Origin of the sequence: Streptomyces spongiae (assembly GCF_009377185.1) — a bacterium.
GTDB lineage: Bacteria > Actinomycetota > Actinomycetes > Streptomycetales > Streptomycetaceae > Streptomyces > Streptomyces spongiae.
On the sequence record NZ_VJZC01000008.1, the window covers coordinates 20314 to 39816 of the forward strand.

The window sequence follows — 19503 nt, forward strand, 5'->3', positions numbered from 1 at the left end:
AGGTCGTTGCGGAGACCACGTGGACGTGCCTTCCTACTTCTTGCTCGCCAGCACCGCGCTGACGAACTTCTCCGGAGTGCTCTGTCCGTTGAACAGCTTCTGGATCTCGGTGAGCAGTGGGGTGCCGAGGGTGAGGCCGAGTGCCTGGTCCCAGGACTGGGTGAAGGAGGGGGCCTTCTGCACGAGGTCGTACTGGAACTTCGCGTACGCCGGGTCGGGCGCCTTGGCGAGCAGCTTCTCGGCGTTCGTCGTGACCGGCACCTCGCCCTTCTCGACCAGGCCCTGGACGTAGTCGTCGCTGTAGGTGGTCTTCAGGAACTCCGCCGCGGTCTCCTTCGGAGCGGCGGTGGTCACCGAGATGTAGTTGGTGGGGTTCCCGACGACGTTCTTCGGGTCGCCCTTGCCTCCCTCCACCGAGGGGAAGGCCACGTATCCCAGGCCGTTCTTGGCGAAGTCCGGGTCCTCACCCTGCTGGACGGCGTACTCCCACGAGCCCATCAGGACCATCGCCGCCTTGCCCTTGGACAGCAGGGTGGAGGTGCCGCCGGCGCCATAGTTCACCGAGCCGAAGCTCTTGCCGAAGGCGCCGTCGTCCACGAGGTCCTTGATCATCCGCGCGGTCCTGAGGACCGCCGGGTCCTGCCACTGGGACCAGTCGCCGTCCTGGATCCGCTGGAAGAGCACCGGCCCCGCGAGGCGGTCGACGAGGTACTCGACCCACATCAGCTCAGTCCACGAGGAGCTGGCGTTGCCCGCGAGCGCGAACGGCGTGACGCCCTTGCGCCTGAACACCTTGACCAGCTTCGTCAGGTCGGCGTACGTCTTGGGCGGCTCGACGCCGGCGTCGGCGAAGACCTTCTTGTTGTAGAAGAGGAACACCGGCTGGGTGCCGCGGCACGGGACGCCGACCAGCTTGCCGTCGACCTTGCCGGCCTCCAGCGCGGAGGGCAGGTAGTAGGCCTCCAGCATCTTGTCGAGCTCGACCAGCTTGCCCGCCTTGACGTAGTCGTCGAGGCTGCCGCCACCCCAGTTGAAGAACAGCCCGGGCATCTTCGCCGAGCCCATCGCCGTGCGCAGCTTGTCCTTGTAGCCGTCCGAGGCGATCACGGACAGGGTGACCTTGCCGTGCCCGGTGGAGTTGAAGGTGGTCACGGCCGCCTTCTGCACCGGGTTGGTCGGGTCCTGCAGGGTCCAGAAGTCCACGTTGCCCGTGGCGCCGGACGCCTTGCTGTCGGACGAGCCGCAGCCCGTCACGGTGACGCTCAGCGTGGTCGCCGCCGTGGCGGTGAGAAACCACCGTCTGGACACTCTGTTCATCGTTGAACACCTTTCGGGGTCGGCAGGATCCCGTTCGCGGGTGCACTCCACCGGCAGGCCGTCCCGGGCCTGTGTGCGCTGAGGGATGAGGTTCGAGGGCCATGCCCGTCAGGTGCCTACGCAAGGGTTGCGTACCGTTGCTCCTGTGGCTGAGCTGGCGACGGTCACGCTAAGCGGCGCAATTCGGCCGCTGCAATATCGGAGGGGCATCAGTTCCGAAAGACTTTCGCGATGCGAGGGCTTGCGGAACCGGGGTCACATGCGCCCGTGCTCCTCGGCTTCGGGCGGAGCTGTCGACAGGCGCACGACCAGTTCCGTCGCGAGTTCCCTGCGCGTCGTCGCGGGAGGCTTTCCATCGGCCAGCTGCAGCAGAACGCGCGTGGCCTCCTGACCGAGCTCCCGGAACGGTTGTCGTACGGCGCTCAGTGGCGGTGAGGCCATGGCGGCCACCAAAGTGTCGTCGAACGACATCACCGACAGCTCACGCGGTACGGTGATGCCCAGCTGCCGGGCGGCCTCCAGGGCACCGAGCGCCTGGGCGTCACTCGCGGCGAAGAGAGCCGTCGGCCGCTCGTGCCGGTCCAGGACACCACGGGCGGCGCGCAGGGCCTCGCCGTAGTCGAAGTCCGTCGCCCGGACGAGACCCGGGTCGTACGGGATCCCGGCCTCCGCCAGGGCGGCGCGATAGCCGTGCAGACGCGCGGACCCGGCCAGCGAGTGCGACCGGCCGGCCAGCATGCCGATCCGGCGGTGCCCGAGGTCGATCAGGTGCTGGACGGCGGTCGTCGCGCCGTGCCAGTTCGTCACTCCGATGCTCGGGATGTCCGGCAACGGCGCGTTCAGGGGATCGACGAGCACCACCGGCAGCCGCTGGTCCAGGATCCGGTGCTGGTCCTGCTCGGCGAGAGTGGAGATGACGATGACCACGCCCGAGGCGCCGAGCGCCACGGACTCCCCCAGCCACTGGGAGATCGAGCGCCGGCCGGTAGTGCCCAGGGTCGTGTGGACGTTCAGCTCGGACGCCGACTCCACGATGCCGCGGACCACTTCCAAGGTGTACGGGCCGGCCAGGTCCCGGAACACGGCCAGGATCTGCCGCGGTCGGCGCGCTTCGCTCTCCCAGGGCCGGACGTAGCCGCGCTCGGCCAGCAGCGCCTCGATCCGGGCCCGCGTCGCCTCGGACACGTCGCGTCGCCGGTGGACGACCTTCGATACGGTCGCGAGCGAGACGCCGGCCTCGCCCGCTATCCAGGTGAGAAGCCCGTACTGGGCGCTCCGGTCCGACCTGGCTGTGCCGGTCACTTCGGCGTGAACCTCCCGCTCGGCGTTCCCTGATCATGCGCGGAGTGAAAGTACACGCCGGGTGGGTGGCACCGATCGACGAAGGACGCCAGACACTGCGGGGACCTGCGGATACGCAGCGACTTTCGACCCACGAAAGTCTTTCGTGGCCGAAGCGGTCACCTCTTGTAGGCTCCCTGCACCCTGTTCGAGCCGCTCGGGCACGTCGCTTCTCTGGAGGCCGGGAATGCCGGTGCACTGCATCCACGACACTCAACCCGCCGACCGCTGGGAGGACGCCTTCCTCTCCGGCAACGGCGAGTACGGGATCATGGTGTTCGGGCATCCCCACCGGGAACGGATCATCCACAACCATCACCGCTGCGTGCTCCCCAACGAGTCCCTCGGGATGCGTCCGCCGGCTGTCGCCGACCGTCTCGAGCACGTCCGCGACCTGATCCTCGCCGGCGAGCGGGAGCAAGCCCAGCGCATGTTCTCCGACGGCAGGTCGATGGCCTGGACCCAGCCCTTCCACCCCGGGCACGTCCTCCACCTGGACGCTCCGGTCGAAGGCCCCGCTGAGCGCTACCGCCGGATCACGGACTTCACCACCGGCGAAGTGCGGGTCGCCTGGTCCGACGGAGAGCGGCAATCGGTTCGTGGTGCGTTCGTTTCGCGCATCGATGCCGTGGCGGTCGTCGAGATCGCTGGTCCGCGGGTCGACCTGGCCGTACGGCTCTCCGGCGAGTTGCCCGGCCGCCCACCCGAGGTGACCTTCTCGACGTCCGCCGAGGCCGCCGGGAACGATGAGGCGTACCTCGCCGCCGTGGGAGCGTATCCGTTCGGCCCTGGTGCGGCGGGGTTCGCCGGGGTGACCCGGCTCGTCGTCACCGGCGGCCGGCTCACGGTGGATGGGGACGCGGCCCGTGTGGAGGGAGCGAGGCGCGTGGTGCTGCTGACCCGGATGGACCGGTCGTCGACTCCCGCGGACCTCGAGGGGCTGCGCGCGCCTCGCCGAACTGCCCGCCGACTACGAGGAGTTACTCGCTCGCCGTGCGCCCGTACGGCGAGCTCTACGGCCGCGCCGAACTCGACCTGGGCATGCCCGACAGCGACCGGCACCTCCCCGTGGCCGAGCTGCTCGCCCGTGCCGACCCCAAGGCGCTGGACGGCGCGCTGGTCGAGGCGCTGTTCCACTCCGGCCGCTACCTGCTGCTCAGCTCCAGCGGGGTACTCCCGCCCCGGCTGACCGGGCTGTGGCTGGGGGAATGGGGCGCCGCCTGGTCCGGCGACTACACCACGGACGCCAACATCAATCTGCAGATGGCCGGGGCGGTCCTCACCGGCATGCCCGAACTGATCGCCCCGTACACCGCCTTGATCGGCGGGCAGATCGAGGACTGGCGCATCAACGCCCTGAGCATCTACGGCGCCCGGGGCATTCTCGCCCCCAGCCGAACTGACGGCGAGCACGGGCTGCTGTTCCACCTCGACGACGAGTGGCCCTGGACGATGTGGTCGGCGGGCGCGGACTGGCTGCTGTTCCCGCTGTACGAGTACTGGCAGGCGACCGGCGACGACGATTTCCTCGGCGACACGCTCGCCCCGTGGCTCGTCGAGGCCGCCGTCTTCTTCGAGGACTTCCTCACCCGCGAGGACGCCGAAGGCCACGTCGTTCTCGTCCCGTCCTACTCCCCGGAAGTGGGCCCGAAGGACGTCCGGGGCGTGGCCGGGGTGAACGCCACCATGGAAGTCGCCGCGGCCCGGCACGCGCTCACCACCGCAGCGGACGTCTGCGCCCACCTCGGCATCGAGCAGGCAGCCGTCGACCGTTGGCGCGCGCTGGCCGAGCGGCTGCCGCCGTATCGCGTCGACGACCGGGGAGCACTCGCGGAGTGGGCGTGGCCCGGGCTGGAGACCGCCGACGACCACCGGCACATCAGCCACCTCTACCCGGTGTGGCCCCTGCACGACATCACCCCCGACGACACCCCCGACCTGGCCGCCGCCGCTCGCGAGGCGCTCCTGCGGCGTGGCGACGAGAACATGTCCGCGCACGGCAGCCTGCACCGGGCCCTCGTCGCCGCGCGCCTGAAGGACGGCGAGACGGCGAAGGCGAACGTCCTCAAGATCCTCGGGCGGAACATGGTCTTCCGGTCACTGATGACCTCGCACAACCCCGACCTGGAGATCTACAACGCGGACGCCGCCCACAGTCTCCCGACCGTGGTCGCGGAGATGCTCCTCGACTCCCGGCCCGGCGTCGTGGAACTCCTGCCCGCCCTGCCTGCGGAGTGGCGGTCCGGCAGCCTGCACGGCATCGCCACCCGCGCCGGTGTACGTGTCGACGAACTGACCTGGGACGTGGAACAGGGCCTCGCGCGGGTCGTGCTCACCTCCACACGCGAGCGGGAGGTCGTCGTGCTGTGCCGGCGCGGCGCCGCCCAGCGACACACCGCACGTGTTGTGCCGGGCAGCCCCGTCACGGTGACCGTCCCACTCGTCTGACACCGAAGGGCCGGGCGTCTGCGGCCCGCCCCTTCCTGCACCTGTGCGGTCAGCGGACCTGGACGCCGTTGGTGGTGGAGCCGCCCGATACGCCGAGGACCTTGTCACCGCCCATGTCGCGCGGCTCGACGTACGAGTCTGTCCGCACGTCCTTGCCCTGCGGGTCGGAGGCGCCGTGCCCTGGCGCTGTGTGGGCGCCGCGGGGCACCGACGTGGAGGTGCGCAGCACCAGTTCCGTCGCCAGCTCGATTCGAGGGGAGGCCGGCGGTCGTCCCTCGGCCAGATGCAGCAGTACCCGCGTGGCCTCGTGACCCAGTTCTTCGAAAGGCTGGCGCACCGCGCTCAGCGGCGGGCAGGCCATGGCCGCCACGAGCGTGTCGTCGAAGGACATGACCGCCAGGTCCCCGGGAACACTGAGCCCGTGCTGACGGGCGGCTTCCAGCACGCCGAGCGCCTGTGCGTCGCTGGCCGCGAAGACGGCTGTGGGGGGATTCTCGGCGCCCAGAATCTGCAGACTGGCGATCAGCCCCTCCTCGAAATCGAAGTCGGTCGAGCGCACGATCGCCGGGTCGTAGGCGATCCCCGCCTCCTCAAGAGCGGCTCGGTAGCCGTGCAGCCGCGCCGCCCCGGCCAGTGAATGCGCACGGCCCGCGGCCATGCCGATCCTGGTGTGCCCGAGCGCCACCAGGTGCTGTACTGCGTCCCTGGCCCCGCTCCAGTTCGTCACCCCGATGCTCGGGATGTCGTGGCTCGGCGCGCTGAGCGGATCGATCAGTACCACCGGCAGCCGCTGCTCGACGATGCGGCGCTGGTCCTCCTCGGACAGCATCGAGATCACGATGATCAGCCCGGCCGCGCCGAGCGCCACGCTCTCCTGAAGCCACTGCGAGATCGAGCGGTGGCCGGTCGTTCCCGTCACCACGTCGATGCCGAGCTCGTCCGCCGCCGCCACGATCCCGCGGACGACCTCCAGTGTGTAGGGACCGGACAGGTCCCGGAACACCGCGACGATCTGCTGCGGCATCGCGGGATCCCGCTCTCCCGGGCGCACGTACCCGTACCTGCTGAGCAACTCCTCGACCCGGGCCCGGGTCGCCGCGCCGACGTCACGGCGACGGTGCACCACCTTGGAGACGGTGCTGAGCGACACCCCGGCCTCACCGGCGATGGCCGTCAGCAGACCGTACGACGCGTCCCGGTGTGCCTTGCCTTGAGCTGTCACCAGTTGCCTGTTCTCCTCGTCGACACCGATGCGCCCATGCACACCGTGTCGCTCGCCGCGATCCCGCTGCAAATTAGCGGGACAGCGGCGCGCGAACAAGACGCGGACCACGGGCGACGCCGGGCCCGCCCGCACCGGGATCGGTCAGAGCGCGGTGAACGTCCACAGCAGGTTGGTGCTGCTGTTGAAGCTCCACTGCTTGGCGACGGAGCCGGAGGGGACGTTGCCGCCGCCGTCCAGGGCCATGCCCGTGGTGCGGTTGGTGAGGGAGTACCTGCCATCACCACGGTGCGTGATCTTCCACTGCTGGTTGGTGTGGCCGTTCCACTCCAGTTGCCTGCACGCAGCGCCATTGCTGGTGGCGCCCCAGCCGTCGGCGACCATGCCGTTGGTGCGGTTCTCCAGCTTGTAGTAGTCGTTGCCGAGGTCGACCGCGTGCCACTGCAGGTTGTTGCTGCCGTCCCAGGTCCACTGCTTGAGGTTGGAACCGCCGGCGACGTTGCCCCCGCTGTCCAGGGCCAGGCCGTTGGTGACGTTGGTGATCCTCAACCAAGCGGACGGGTTGAGCGTCACTTTCAGCGAGGTGATCTGGTCGTTGTTGCCGGTGACCCTGAGGTCCGGGTTGTCGGCGGTGAACGTCCACGAGGTGCCGCTGAAGTTGTCCCCGGAGTAGCCGGTGACCTGGTGGCCCGGAGCCACCCGCAGGGAGGAGAGGCTGAGCGGGGAGATCCCGGCGAGGGTCAGCTCGTCGGCGGTGTAGCTGCCGAGGGCGAGCACGGCGGCGCCGCCGGAGTAGTTGACGTCGTTGAAGACCACGGCGCCGGCAAGCGGCCGCAGGCTGGGTATCTCGCCGGAGAAGCTGAGCTTCAGGACGTACGCGTGGGCGGAGAAGGGCGCCGACGACGGCAGGCTCACCTGCAGCCCGGACGCGTTCTGCGTCGGGGTCGGAAGGCTGATGTAGGTGCCGGCCGTCGAGTCGAGCAGCTTCACCGAGGTCAGCGAGCCCAGGTTGATGCGGCTGGTGCTGAGCGTCTTGATTTCCAGGGAGCTGCCGGGCCAGCCCAGGACCGTGGCGTACAGGACGTTGTTCGCCTTGTTGCGTGTGTAGCGGATGTCCTGCGCGGTGCCGGTCGTCGGTTGGGAGAAGGTGGCACCGCCCATCTTCGTCGGACCCTCGCCGTAGGCGGTCCAGGCCCTGGTCGAGTAGATCGACTCGCCGAAGCGCCCCAGGTAGTCGCCGATACCCAGCAGGATGTCACGCTGGGCCTGGGGTATGGAGCCGTCGGCCTTCGGCGCGATGTTGAGCAGCACGTTGCCGTTCTTGCTGATCCGGTCGATCAGCGAGTGCAGCATCTGCTTGACGCTGTAGTAACCGATGCCTTCGGTGTAGCACCAGCTGGAGCTGGAGATGCTTTCGTCGGTCAGCCAGTAGGGCGCGGTGAGGTCTGCCGGGCCGCCCCGCTCGTAGTCGAAGACCGCACCTTTGGGATCGAAGCCGTCCTTGTACGTGGTGACTACGTCCTTGCCCCAGGCGTTGGCCTGGTTGTAGTAGTACGACAGGAAGTTCAGCCGTTGCGACTCGTCGACATGGTCCAGCCTGAAGTCCTGCCACAGGATGTCCGGCTTGGCCCGGTCGACGACCTCCTTGAGCTTGTCGTACCAGAGCTGGTTCTCCTGCCCCGAGCTCAGCTGCCCGTAGAGCTTCTTGAGGCTCGCGTCCGACTGCGCCGGCGCGTACTCGAAGTAGCCGGTGAAGTTGTACGCGTGGTGCATCGCCACCAGCAGCTTCATGTTCTTGGCGCGGATGGCGTCGGTGAACAGGTGCAGCAGGTCCAGGTTCGGGCCCTTGTCGACGGAGTTCCACTCGTTGACCTGGCTGTCCCACATGGAGTAGCCGTCGTGGTGTTCGGCGACCGGCCCGGCGAACTTCGCGCCGGCGTCCACGAACAGCTGCGCCCACTCGTCGGGGTCGAAGGCCCCGCCGGCCGACTTGAGCTTCGGCGCGAACTCCGTGTGGTTCCCCGCCAGGTCGTTCGCTCCGTTGATGAAGTTGTGGTACGGCCACGCGGACGGGGCCCCGTACGTGGCGATGTGGTGCTTGTTCGCCACGCTGTTGTTCAGGTACATGTGGCGCGGGTACCACTCGGTGTCGTACGCGGGCACGCTGAACACGCCCCAGTGGAAGTAGATGCCGAACTTGGCGTCCTTGAACCACTCGGGGGCCGCCGGGTGCTGGTCGACCGAATCCCACGAGGGGGTGTACGTGCTCGGGGCTGCGTAAGCAGTGCCGGCACCGGCCACACCGCCCACCACCGCGGCAGCCGCGACGCCTGTGGCGCAGGCGAGCAACGTGCGTCTGTTGATTGGTCTCGACATGGCAGGAACCTCCATCACCGCTGTGTCTTGCGAAGGCAGAATGTTGATGATTCAAGATCAGCGCCATAACGCGCACGGCTGCCGGACGCTCTGCGGTCCCCGGCGCCGAGTCAGGGACCACGGAAACACCGCCGCGGTGGTTGCTCGGGCAGGGTGCGACGGTCTCCTCCCGTAGCGGGAGAGCGTGGCGCCGCTGGAAAGACGAGAAGACGCGGGTGGCGCGGCTATCGCGGGTCTCGAGCGCCGAATGTTACGGACGAAGTTCGACCATGTGAGCCCCTGATGTCAACAGGGCTACAGGGATGAAAAGCACCTCTCGGCGAGAGGCTTTGACCGCTATGCGATGAAACAGTCCCGTTTGTTCATGCCTAAACATGGCATGTCTTCGGCACTCCCATCGCGCAGTGCGGAACCTGACCCCACGGCGACACCCAGACGAGCACTACCCAAGCGCGAGTCGTCGACGCCTCACGAATCCGCATCATTGATGGGATGAATTTCTCTGGAGCCATCGCCACTCAGGCAAGCCAACCTCGAATGAGCAGCACTTTCATGTCGATACGCCCAGGAGACTAGACAGGCTCCCGACTGGCACCTATACATACATCCCATCAATCGATGAGGCGTTACGTCGACGTCGCACCAGCGACACACCCATCGCCCGTCGCCCACCGGATCAGCGCGAGGAAACCACCGATGAGACTCAGAACCGCCCTCTGCTCCGCCGTCTCCGCCCTCTCGGCACTGGCGCTGGTCAGTGCCTGCGGCGGGAGCTCCGGCTCCAGCACCACCTCCGCGGCGAGCGACAAGCCGTTGGTCGGCGTCGACTACCCGCGCTCCGACACCGACTTCTGGAACTCGTACATCAAGTACACCCCCCAGTCCGCCAAGCAGCTGGGCCTGGACCTGAAGACCACCAACTCGCAGAACGACGTCGCCAAGCTGACGGCCAACGCGCAGACGTTCATCAGCCAGGGCGTCAAGGGCGTTGCCATGGCCCCGCAGGACACCGCGGCCATCGCGCCCACCCTGGCGCAGATGGAGGCGAAGAAGATCCCGGTCGTCACCGTGGACACCCGCCCCGACACCGGCAAGGTCTACATGGTCGTACGCGCCGACAACCGCGCGTACGGCGAGAAAGCCTGCCAGTTCCTCGGCACCAAGCTCGACGGCAAGGGCAAGGTCGTCATGCTGCAGGGCGGTCTGGACTCCATCAACGGCCGTGACCGCACCGAGGCGTTCAACGAGTGTATGAAGGCCAACTACCCCAAGATCAAGGTCTTCGGTGAGGCCACCAACTGGGACGGTGCCGTCGCCGCACAGAAGCTCCAGACCGACCTGACCGCCCACCCGGACATCAAGGGCGTCTACATGCAGTCCAGCTTCGCCCTGTCCGGCACGCTCCAAGTGCTCAAGCAGAAGGGCCTGTTGGTCGGGCCGGAGAACAAGAAGCACGTGTTCGTGGTCTCCAACGACGGCATCCCCGAGGAGCTCAAGAACATCGCCGCGGGCAAGATTGACGCCACGGTCTCCCAGCCGGCCGACCTCTACGCGAAGTACGCGCTCTACTACCTCAAGGCCGCGATCGACGGGAAGACGTTCAAGCCCGGCAAGACCGACCACGACAGCACCATCGTCCAGGTCCGCGACGGCCTGCTGGAGGACCAGCTCTCCGCCCCGCTGGTGACGGTGGACGGCGGCACCTACGGCGGGGTTCCCAGCCTCAAGAGCGACGACAAGTCCCTCTGGGGCAACCACCTCGGATGACCCAGCGTCAGACCCGCTGGCCCGGAGTGTGGCCGGAACCCTGACCAGAGAAACGCCGTGAACCCCAACCAACAACTAACGCAAGGCGGTTGAGATGACCGACGGGGAGCGAGAGTTGAGCTCCGCGCCCGCCCCGGCGGATGACGGGCGGGTGCCTTCAGGCCCGCCCGTCGTCGAGGCGACGGGCATTGTCAAACGATTCGGTCCGACGGTGGCCCTGAACGGCGCCCGGATCACGGTACGGCCCGGGGAGACGCACGCGCTCGTCGGCCGCAACGGAGCCGGCAAGTCGACCCTGGTGTCCGTCCTGACCGGACTGCAGGCCCCGGACGCGGGGACAGTGACCTTCGGCGGCCGTCCCGCGCCGCGGCTGACCGACCGGGACGCCTGGCGGCAGAGCGTGGCCTGCGTCTACCAGAAGTCGACGATCATTCCCACGCTGACCGTGGCGGAGAACCTCTTCCTGAACCGCCACGACCGCACACCCACCCGTCTGATCAGCTGGCAGGGCGTGCGCCACCGTGCTCAGGACCTGCTGTCGACCTGGTCGGTGAACGTCGACCCGCAGACCCTCGCCGGCGATCTCACCGTGGAACAGCGGCAGTTCGTCGAGATCGCCCGGGCGCTGTCCTTCGGGGCCCGCTTCATCATCCTCGACGAGCCGACCGCCCAGCTCGACGGCGCGGCGATCAACCGTCTCTTCGACCGCATCCGGGATCTGCAACAGCAGGGCGTGACCTTCCTGTTCATCAGCCACCACCTCCAGGAGGTCTACGAGATCTGCGACACGGTGACGGTGTTCCGGGACGCCCGGCACATCGTGACCGCCCCGGTCGCGGATCTCCCCCGCACGGAGCTCGTCGCCGCCATGACCGGCGAGGCCGCCGCAGCCCTGCGTGAGCAGCGGGTCAGCTCGCTCGACTCCAACGTCCGGGCAGCGCTGAGTGTCCGGTCCTTGAGCAGCGACGGCGCCTACAGGGATGTGACCTTCCAGGTGGGCGCCGGAGAGATCGTCGGCCTCGCCGGGGCCGCGGGCAGCGGGCGCACCGAACTGGCCGAGACCGTCGTCGGGCTGCGAGCCGCCGACCAGGGTGAGGTGGAGATCGCCGGGAAGCGGCCCCGTCCGGGCAGCGTGCCCGGCGCCCTCGCCGCCGGCGCGGGCTTCGTCCCGCAGGACCGGCACCATCAGGGGTTCGTACCGGACATGTCGATCGCGGACAACGCCACGCTGTCCGTACCGCGCCGACTCGGCCGGCACGGATTCATCAGCGGGCGCCGCCGGGACCGGCTCGCCGACGGCATGATCGAGAACCTGGCGATCAAGACACCGGGTCCCGAGCTGCCCGTCTCCGGGCTGTCCGGCGGCAACCAGCAGAAGGTCGTCATGGCTCGCGCGCTGGCCGACGACCCCCGGCTGCTGGTCCTGATCAACCCGACCGCGGGCGTGGACGTGCGCTCCAAGGAGTTTCTCCTCGGCAAGGTCGAGGAGACCGCGGAGACCGGCACCGGAGTGCTCATCGCCTCCGACGAACTCGACGACCTGCGCATGTGCGACCGGATCCTGGTGATGTTCCAGGGCCGCGTGACAACCGAAATCGCCCGCGGCTGGCACGACCACGACCTGGTGGCCGCGATGGAAGGAGTGGACCTCGATGTCTGAAACCGTCCTCGCGGACACGTCGGACGCCCCCGCACCCGATGCCACCGCGCCGACCGCCAAGCGGCCCGCACTGCTGGGCGGCCGGATACCGCTGGCGCGGCTGCGCGACCTCGCCCTCGTCCCGGCGATCGTGGTCATCGCGGTCGTCGGCCAGATCGTCAACCCGATCTTCCTGCAGGCGGACAACCTCATCAACGTCCTGCAGACCATGTCCGAGATCGCCCTGCTCGTGCTCGCCCAGACGATGGTCCTGATCGTCAAGAAGATGGACCTGTCGCTGGAGTCCACCATGGGCCTCGCACCCGGTGTGGCGGCCTGGCTCGTGGTCCCGGCCGGCACGGGTCACGGACTCGGTCTGCTTCCCGGCGCCTGGGCAGTCCCGGTCACACTCCTGGTGGGCGTACTCGTCGGAGTCCTCAACGCCCTGCTCATCATCCGGTTCGGCCTCAACGGCTTCATCGTCACCCTCGGCATGCTCATCGTGCTGCGCGGCATCCTCACCGGCATCTCCGGCGGCCAGACGTTCTTCCAGCTGCCGCAGTCGATGCTCTACCCGGGCACCGCGGAATGGGCCGGCGTACCCGCGTCCATCTGGATCTGCCTGATCCTGTTCGCCGTCGCCGTCGTGGTCCTCGGCTGGACCAGCTTCGGCCGCTCGTTGTACGCCATCGGCGGCAACGTCGACGCCGCCAAGGCCGCCGGCATCCGCACGGACCGGGTGCTGTGGATCGTCATCGTCACAGGCAGCCTGCTCGCCGCTCTCGCCGGACTCCTGCTGTCCGGCCGGCTGGCTTCTGTCGCCTCGGCACAGGGCAACGGATACATCTTCACCGTCTTCGCCGCCGCGGTCATCGGCGGCATCAGCCTCAACGGCGGCAAGGGCACCATGTTCGGCGCCTTCACCGGCATCCTGTTGCTCTTCATGATCCAGAACGTGCTCACCCTCGCGGGCGTCCCCGCGCAGTGGATCGGCGCCCTCAATGGTCTGATCATCCTGGTCGCGCTGACCATCTCGCGCATCACCGGCGGCAAGGTCCAGGAGTGAGCCCGGACAGTCCAAGACCGGGCACGAGTCGACGCCCCTTCATGCACAGACACGTGATCATCTGAACCGCGTGTGCGCCAAACGGCACCACACGCACCGCAGGGGGCTCTGTTCCCACCTGCCTTCACAGGAGTTGCTGCCATGTCCTCTGCCATGTCCGCATCCGCTCGAATCACCGCCCTGGAAGTACTCGACGTGCGGTTCCCGACGTCCGAGCACCTGGACGGGTCGGATGCGATGAACCCCGAACCCGACTACTCCGCCGCCTACGTCGTCCTGCGCACCGACGCCGGCGACGGTCTGGAGGGCCACGCCCTCGCCTTCACCACCGGACGCGGCAACGACGCGCAGGCCGCCGCCATCGCGACCCTCGCCCCGCACGTGGTCGGTCTCTCCGTCGAGGAGATGTGCGGAGACCTCGGCACGTTCTCCCGTTCCCTTGTCCACGACCCCCAACTGCGCTGGCTGGGCCCGGAGAAGGGTGCCATCCACATGGCCACCGGCGCGGTCGTCAACGCCGCATGGGACCTGGCCGCCAAGCGCGCGGGCAAGCCCGTCTGGCGCTTCCTCGGCGAGATGTCGCCCGAGGAACTGGTCGCACAGGTCGACTTCCGCTGGCTCAGCGACGCCCTCACCCCCGAGCAGGCGCTGGACATCCTGCGCAAGGCCGAACCGGGCCGCGAGGAGCGCATCGCCCGGCTGCTGGAGCGCGGCTACCCCGCCTACACCACCACGCCCGGCTGGCTCGGCTACTCCGACGAGAAGCTGGCTCACCTGGCCCGCGAGGCCGTCGCCGACGGCTTCACCCAGATCAAGCTGAAGGTCGGCGCGTCCCTGGAGGACGACGTACGGCGCATGCGCACCGCCCGCGAGACGGTCGGCGACTCCATCCGCATCGCCGTGGACGCCAACCAGCGATGGGACGTGCAGCCCGCCATCGACTGGATGCGCGAGCTGGCCCCCTACGATCCGTACTGGATCGAGGAGCCCACCTCCCCGGACGACATCCTCGGCCACGCCGCGGTCCGCGAGGCCGTCAGCCCCATCAAGGTCGCCACCGGCGAGCACATCGCCAACCGGGTCGTCTTCAAGCAACTGCTGCAGGCGGGCGCCGTGGACGTCGTGCAGATCGACTCCGCGCGGGTCGGCGGCGTCAACGAGAACATCGCGATCCTGCTGCTCGCCGCCAAGTTCGGCGTCCCGGTCTGCCCGCACGCGGGCGGGGTGGGCCTGTGCGAGATGGTGCAGCACCTGTCGATGTTCGACTACGTCGCCGTCTCCGGCACGGTCGAGGACCGGGTCATCGAGTACGTCGACCACCTGCACGAGCACTTCGTCAACCCCGTCCGCATCGCCGACGGCCACTACCTCGCGCCCGCCGTCCCCGGGCTGAGCGCGCAGATGCACCCCGAGTCCCTGAAGGAGTACCTGTACCCCGACGGCCCGGTCTGGACCGCCCGTGTCTGAGACCCCTCCCCCACGGCGTCTCGTGGACGCCCACCACCACGTGTGGGACCTGGCCCGCCGTCCCCAGCCCTGGCTGGACAGCCCCGCCCACAAGCCGATCCGCCGCACCTTCGGCGTCGACGACCTGCGCTCCGCCGCGACCCGGCCGATCGCCGGGCGGCGTCTGGAGAGCACGGTGGTCGTCCAGTGCGTGACGTCCGTCCCCGAGACACGGGAGCTCCTCGCCCTGGCCGACGACGACCCTCTCGTCGACGGGGTCGTCGGCTGGGCGGATCTCACCTCCCCGGCCATCGGTGACGTTCTCGACGAACTGCGTGCCGGGCCCGGCGGTTCGTACCTGCGGGCGCTGCGGCACCTCGTCCAGGGGGAGCTGGACCCGCAGTGGCTGCAATACCCCGCCGTCGAACGGGGGTTGCGGGCGGTCCGTGACCGCGAACTGGGCTACGACGTGCTGATCCGCAGCCACCAGTTCCCCCAGGTCGTCCGCCTGGCGGAACGCCTCCCCGGTCTGCGGCTGGTCCTCGACCACGCGGGCAAGCCGCCCATCGCCCACGGCGACCTCGCCGACTGGGAGCGGCAGGTGCGGCTGCTGGCCCGACGACCACAGGTGGCGTGCAAGGTGTCGGGGCTCGTCACCGAGGCCAGCCATCGGACGTGGAACGTCGCCGGTATCCGGCCGGTGTGGGACGTGCTGCTCTCCGCCTTCGGCCCCGAGCGGCTGATGTTCGGCTCCGACTGGCCGGTCTGCGTCCTCGCGGGCGGCTGGAACCGCTGGGCCGCCACCGTCGATGAGCTCCTGTGCGGCTGTTCCGGGACCGAGACCGAGGCCGTCCTCGCGGGCACCGCGACCGCCTTCTACGGGCTGGAACCCACCCCGAGGGACACAGAGGAGAGGACTGCCCCGTGCTCCTGACCGAACTACTGCACCCCGGCATGCTCGAAGCCCTGGCCCGAGCCGGACACGGCGCCCGCGTCCTGCTCACCGACGGCCACTACCCCGCCAGCACGGCCACCGGTGAACGGGCCAGGACGGTACACCTCAACCTGGCGCCGGGCCTGTTGGACGTGACCACGGTGCTGGACGTACTGCTGCGGGCCCTGCCCGTGGAATCGGCCCAGGTGATGGTTCCGCCCGAGGGCGAACCCGAGCCGCCTGCCCTCGCCGAGTACCGCGCCATGCTGGCTCCCGTTCCGGTCGAGGCGCTGGGCCGCTTCGAGTTCTACGACGCCGCGCGCTCGCCCGACCTCGCGCTCGCCGTCGTCACCGCCGACATCCGTACCTACGCCAACCTGCTGCTGACCATCGGCGTCCGCGCTGAAGGGACCCTGAGATCACGATGACGACCTCGACACTCGCCGTCCGGTACACCTCCGCCCGGACCCTGGACACAGCGCCCACCGAGAGTTCGCCTCCCGGCCCCGGGGAGGTGGAGCTGGCCCCGGCCTTCGTCGGCATCTGCGGCACCGACCTGCACATCTTCCACGGCGACATGGACGCCCGGGTCCGCACGCCCGCGGTCCTCGGCCACGAGATGTCCGGCCGGATCGTCCGCGTCGGGCCGGACGTGGAGGGCTGGCGGCCCGGGAACGCGGTGACCGTGATGCCACTGCGCTGGGACGACACCTGTCCCGCCTGCCGGGCGGGCCACCGGCACATCTGCCAGCATCTCGACTTCATCGGCATCGACTCCCCCGGCGCGATGCAGCAGCGCTGGACCGTGCCCGCCTCGACGCTCGTACGCCTGCCGGAGTCGGTGCCCCTGGACCGGGCGGCGCTCGTCGAGCCCACGGCGGTGGCCGTGCACGACGTCGGCCGGGCCCGTGTCCAGGCCGGGGAGAGGGTCGTCGTGGTCGGCGGCGGACCGGTCGGCATCCTCATCGCGCTGGTCGCCCGCTCCGCGGGAGCCGACGTCCGCGTCGTGGAGCTGAGCGGCCACCGGCGGCTGCTCGCCGAGGAATCGGGGCTGACTGCCTGGGACCCCGCCACGGACGACGTCCCCGAGCTGGTCCGTGAGTGGACCGGTGACGCGGGCGCGGACGTCGCCTTCGAGGTGTCGGGCGCGGCGGCCGGCGTGGACACGGCCGTCGAGGTGCTCGCGGTGCGGGGCCGGCTGTGCCTGGTGGCCATCCATCCGCGGCCCCGCGAGCTGAACCTGCACCGGTTCTTCTGGCGCGAACTCACTCTCGTGGGCGCCCGGTTGTACGACCGTGCGGACTTCGAGCGCGCCGTGGCGCTGGTGGCGGACGGAACCGTCCCCGCCGACCGCCTGATCAGCAAGGTCGTACCGCTCACCGAGGCTCCCTCGGCGTTCGAGGCCCTGGAGGCCGGGGGCGACGTGATGAAGATCCTTGTGGACTGCTCCGACGCACAGGGTGCCATCGACGAAGCACAGGGAGCCGCCGTATGAGTGCCTTCGACATGTTCGACCTGACCGGCAGACTCGCTGTCGTCACCGGCGCCCGACGCGGCATCGGCCGGGCCATGGCCCGCGCGCTCGCCGAGGCCGGAGCGGACGTCATCGGTGTCAGCCGCGACCTGGAGGATTCCGACAGCGCGGTGGAGAAGGACGTGCTCGCCGCGGGCGGCTCCTTCGAAGCGATCCGGACGGACTTCGCCGACCCCGACGCCGTACGGGCGCTCGGTGAGGACCTCGCCGGACGCGAGCGGTCGGTGGACATCCTGGTCAACAACGCGGGCACCATCCGCCGCGCCCCGGCTGCCGAACACACCGAAGCCGACTGGGAGTTGGTCCTCCAGGTCAACCTCAGCGCACAGTTCGCGCTGGCCCGGGCGGTGGGCGCGGCCATGGTGGCCCGGGGCCGGGGCAAGATAGTTTTCACGGCGTCGCTGCTCAGCTTCCAGGGCGGCATCACCGTCCCCGGCTACACCGCCGCCAAGCACGGCGTGGCCGGACTGACCAAGGCCCTGGCCAACGAGTGGGCGCCGCACGGCGTCAACGTCAACGCCATCGCGCCCGGCTACATCGCCACCGACAACACCCAGGCCCTCCAGGACGACCCGGCACGCAGCAACGCGATCCTCGACCGCATCCCGGCAGCACGCTGGGGCACCGCAGACGACCTCGCGGGCGCCACCGTGTTCCTGGCCTCCGACGCCGCCGACTACGTCCACGGCACCGTCCTGCCCGTCGACGGCGGATGGCTCGGCCGATGACCGCCGATCTCACTTCCCTGCTGGCCGGCGCCCGGATCATGCCGGTGCTGACCGTGCCCGACGCCGCGACGGCCGCCCCGCTCGCCGAGGCCCTCGCCACCGGCGGCGTCCGGTGCGCCGAGGTCACCTTCCGCACTCCGGACGCCGAGCAGGCACTCAAGGCGATGACGGCCCACGGAGGGCTCACCGTCGGCGCCGGCACTGTCCTCACCCCCGAGCAGGCGGAGCGGGCCGTGTCGGCCGGGGCCCGCTTCGTCGTGTCGCCCGGCTTCGACGCGGAAGTCATCGCCAGGTGCCGGGAGTTGGGCGTGCCGATGGTGCCGGGAATCGCCACCGCGACCGAGCTGATGCGTGCCCTCGGGAGCGGTCTGCACAAGGTCAAGCTGTTCCCCGCAGAACAGTTGGGCGGCACCGGCATGCTCAAGGCGCTGGCGGCGCCGTTCCCTCAGGCGCGGTTCGTGCCGACCGGTGGCATCGGCCCCGCCCACCTCACCGGATATCTCTCCCACCCGGCGGTCCTCGCCGTCGGCGGCAGTTGGATGGCGAGCGCCGGCCATCTGGAGCGCGGCGACTACGACGGGATCCGGCGGCTGACCGCCGAGGCCGTGGAGAGGAGCACCCCATGACCGGACACGGACCAGGTGCGGACGTGATCGCCCTGGGCGAGGTGATGCTGCGCTTCGACCCGGGCGAAGGGCGGATCCGTACGGCCCGCACCTTCCAGGTGTGGGAAGGCGGCGGCGAGTACAACGTCGCACGCAGTCTCCGCCGCTGCTTCGGTCTGCGCACGGCCGTCGTCACGGCCCTGGTCGACAACGCGGTGGGCCGGCTCACCGAGGATCTGATCCTTCAGGGCGGCGTCGACACCTCACTGATCCGTTGGATACCCGGCGACGGCATCGGCCGCACCGCCCGCAACGGACTGAACTTCGTCGAACGCGGCTTCGGCATCCGTGGCGCACTGGGTGTCAGCGACCGCGCGAACACCGCCGTCTCGCAACTGCGCAAGGGAGACATCGACTGGGACACGGTCTTCGCCACGGGCCCGCGCTGGTTCCACACCGGCGGCATTTTCGCCGGCCTGTCGGACACCACGGCGGACGTCGCGGACGAGGCCATGGCGACCGCCCGGCGCCACGGCGTCACCGTCTCCTACGACCCCAACTACCGCCCCAGCCTCTGGGCCGACCGAGGCGGGCCCGAGCGGGCACGCGAGACCGACCTGCGGCTCGCCCGGCACGCCGACGTCGTGGTGGGCGCCCTGGGCCTGGCCGGAAGGCACTCCGGCGAGCCGCGCATCGGCGCCGACGAACTGCCCGACGCCTTCGCACAGGTGGCAGCCCGGCTGCCCGGGGTACGAGTGCTGGCGACAACCCTGCGCGAGGTGCCCTCGGCCGGGGTGAACGACTGGTCCTCGGCGGCCTGGTCGCCCGAGACCGGCTTCGTCACCGGCCCCCGGATGCCAGGCCTCCACGTGCTGGACCGCATCGGCTCAGGCGACGGCTTCGCCGCCGGGCTCGTCCACGGCCTGCTGAGCGCTGTCGGCCTGGAACACGCCCTCGCCTACGGCACGGCCCACGGCGCGCTCACCATGACCACGCCCGGAGACGTCTCCATGGCCTCACTCGCCGAGGTCGAGGCGCTCATGGCGGGCAGTTCCGCCCACGTCAGACGCTGACCTGCGA

15 protein-coding genes and 1 pseudogene are annotated in these 19503 nt (G+C 69.5%); 12 read left to right on the top strand and 4 right to left on the bottom strand.

The annotated features are described in order from the left end of the window. Window positions 1–33: 33 nt before the first annotated feature. Together FNH08_RS02675 and FNH08_RS02680 are read right to left on the bottom strand one after the other, a co-directional pair. Window positions 34–1317: an ABC transporter substrate-binding protein gene (locus FNH08_RS02675; RefSeq protein WP_152769596.1), complete on the bottom strand. Its 1284-nt coding sequence runs from the start codon at window positions 1315–1317 to the stop codon at window positions 34–36. Between the two features lie 255 nt (window positions 1318–1572). Beyond that, window positions 1573–2619 (bottom strand): LacI family DNA-binding transcriptional regulator, encoded by a 1047-nt coding sequence (locus FNH08_RS02680; RefSeq protein WP_322723541.1) that lies wholly within the window; start codon window positions 2617–2619, stop codon window positions 1573–1575. 226 nt (window positions 2620–2845) lie between these two features. On the opposite strand from FNH08_RS02680, the pseudogene FNH08_RS02685 reads away from it, so the two are divergent. Both FNH08_RS02685 and FNH08_RS53870 read left to right on the top strand, forming a co-directional pair. After that, window positions 2846–3505, top strand: a pseudogene (locus FNH08_RS02685) (glycoside hydrolase N-terminal domain-containing protein); the annotation flags it as partial. Between the two features lie 146 nt (window positions 3506–3651). Beyond that, complete coding sequence (locus FNH08_RS53870; protein ID WP_407704322.1) at window positions 3652–5106, top strand: glycosyl hydrolase family 95 catalytic domain-containing protein; 1455 nt, start codon at window positions 3652–3654, stop codon at window positions 5104–5106. A gap of 49 nt (window positions 5107–5155) precedes the next feature. Here the strand turns inward: FNH08_RS53870 and FNH08_RS02690 are convergent, their stop codons facing one another. Both FNH08_RS02690 and FNH08_RS02695 read right to left on the bottom strand, forming a co-directional pair. Continuing rightward, a complete protein-coding gene (locus tag FNH08_RS02690) occupies window positions 5156–6328 on the bottom strand; it encodes a LacI family DNA-binding transcriptional regulator (protein ID WP_322723542.1) in 1173 nt (390 codons plus the stop codon). A 144-nt stretch (window positions 6329–6472) separates the two neighbouring features. Further along, window positions 6473–8704, bottom strand: coding sequence for an alpha-L-fucosidase (locus FNH08_RS02695; protein WP_152769598.1), 2232 nt, complete (start codon window positions 8702–8704; stop codon window positions 6473–6475). A gap of 696 nt (window positions 8705–9400) precedes the next feature. Here FNH08_RS02695 and FNH08_RS02700 point away from each other — a divergent pair. From FNH08_RS02700 to FNH08_RS02745, 10 genes are all read left to right on the top strand, one after another. Next, window positions 9401–10471, top strand: coding sequence for a sugar ABC transporter substrate-binding protein (locus FNH08_RS02700; protein WP_152769599.1), 1071 nt, complete (start codon window positions 9401–9403; stop codon window positions 10469–10471). Between the two features lie 94 nt (window positions 10472–10565). Next, the gene (locus FNH08_RS02705) at window positions 10566–12131 is read left to right on the top strand and encodes a sugar ABC transporter ATP-binding protein (protein WP_152769600.1); all 1566 of its coding nucleotides are present in this window, start codon (window positions 10566–10568) and stop codon (window positions 12129–12131) included. Next, window positions 12124–13176: an ABC transporter permease gene (locus tag FNH08_RS02710; RefSeq protein ID WP_152769601.1), complete on the top strand. Its 1053-nt coding sequence runs from the start codon at window positions 12124–12126 to the stop codon at window positions 13174–13176. The genes FNH08_RS02705 and FNH08_RS02710 overlap by 8 nt, the downstream gene beginning before the upstream one ends. A 141-nt stretch (window positions 13177–13317) precedes the next feature. Beyond that, window positions 13318–14643 (top strand): L-fuconate dehydratase, encoded by a 1326-nt coding sequence (locus FNH08_RS02715; RefSeq protein WP_152769602.1) that lies wholly within the window; start codon window positions 13318–13320, stop codon window positions 14641–14643. Next, window positions 14636–15556, top strand: coding sequence for an amidohydrolase family protein (locus FNH08_RS02720; protein WP_322723545.1), 921 nt, complete (start codon window positions 14636–14638; stop codon window positions 15554–15556). The genes FNH08_RS02715 and FNH08_RS02720 overlap by 8 nt, the downstream gene beginning before the upstream one ends. Continuing rightward, entirely contained in the window at window positions 15547–15984 is a 438-nt protein-coding gene (locus FNH08_RS02725) for an RbsD/FucU domain-containing protein (RefSeq protein ID WP_322723547.1), read from the top strand. The genes FNH08_RS02720 and FNH08_RS02725 overlap by 10 nt, the downstream gene beginning before the upstream one ends. Then, entirely contained in the window at window positions 15981–17051 is a 1071-nt protein-coding gene (locus FNH08_RS02730) for a zinc-dependent alcohol dehydrogenase (RefSeq protein ID WP_152769603.1), read from the top strand. The genes FNH08_RS02725 and FNH08_RS02730 overlap by 4 nt, the downstream gene beginning before the upstream one ends. Further along, complete coding sequence (locus FNH08_RS02735; protein ID WP_194238338.1) at window positions 17048–17818, top strand: SDR family oxidoreductase; 771 nt, start codon at window positions 17048–17050, stop codon at window positions 17816–17818. The genes FNH08_RS02730 and FNH08_RS02735 overlap by 4 nt, the downstream gene beginning before the upstream one ends. Next, window positions 17815–18444 carry a bifunctional 4-hydroxy-2-oxoglutarate aldolase/2-dehydro-3-deoxy-phosphogluconate aldolase gene (locus FNH08_RS02740; protein WP_152769604.1) on the top strand — a complete coding sequence of 210 codons (630 nt, stop codon included), beginning with the start codon at window positions 17815–17817 and terminating at the stop codon, window positions 18442–18444. The genes FNH08_RS02735 and FNH08_RS02740 overlap by 4 nt, the downstream gene beginning before the upstream one ends. Then, window positions 18441–19496: a sugar kinase gene (locus tag FNH08_RS02745; protein WP_152769605.1), complete on the top strand. Its 1056-nt coding sequence runs from the start codon at window positions 18441–18443 to the stop codon at window positions 19494–19496. Before FNH08_RS02740 ends, FNH08_RS02745 begins: the two co-directional genes overlap by 4 nt. Window positions 19497–19503 lie beyond the last annotated feature (7 nt).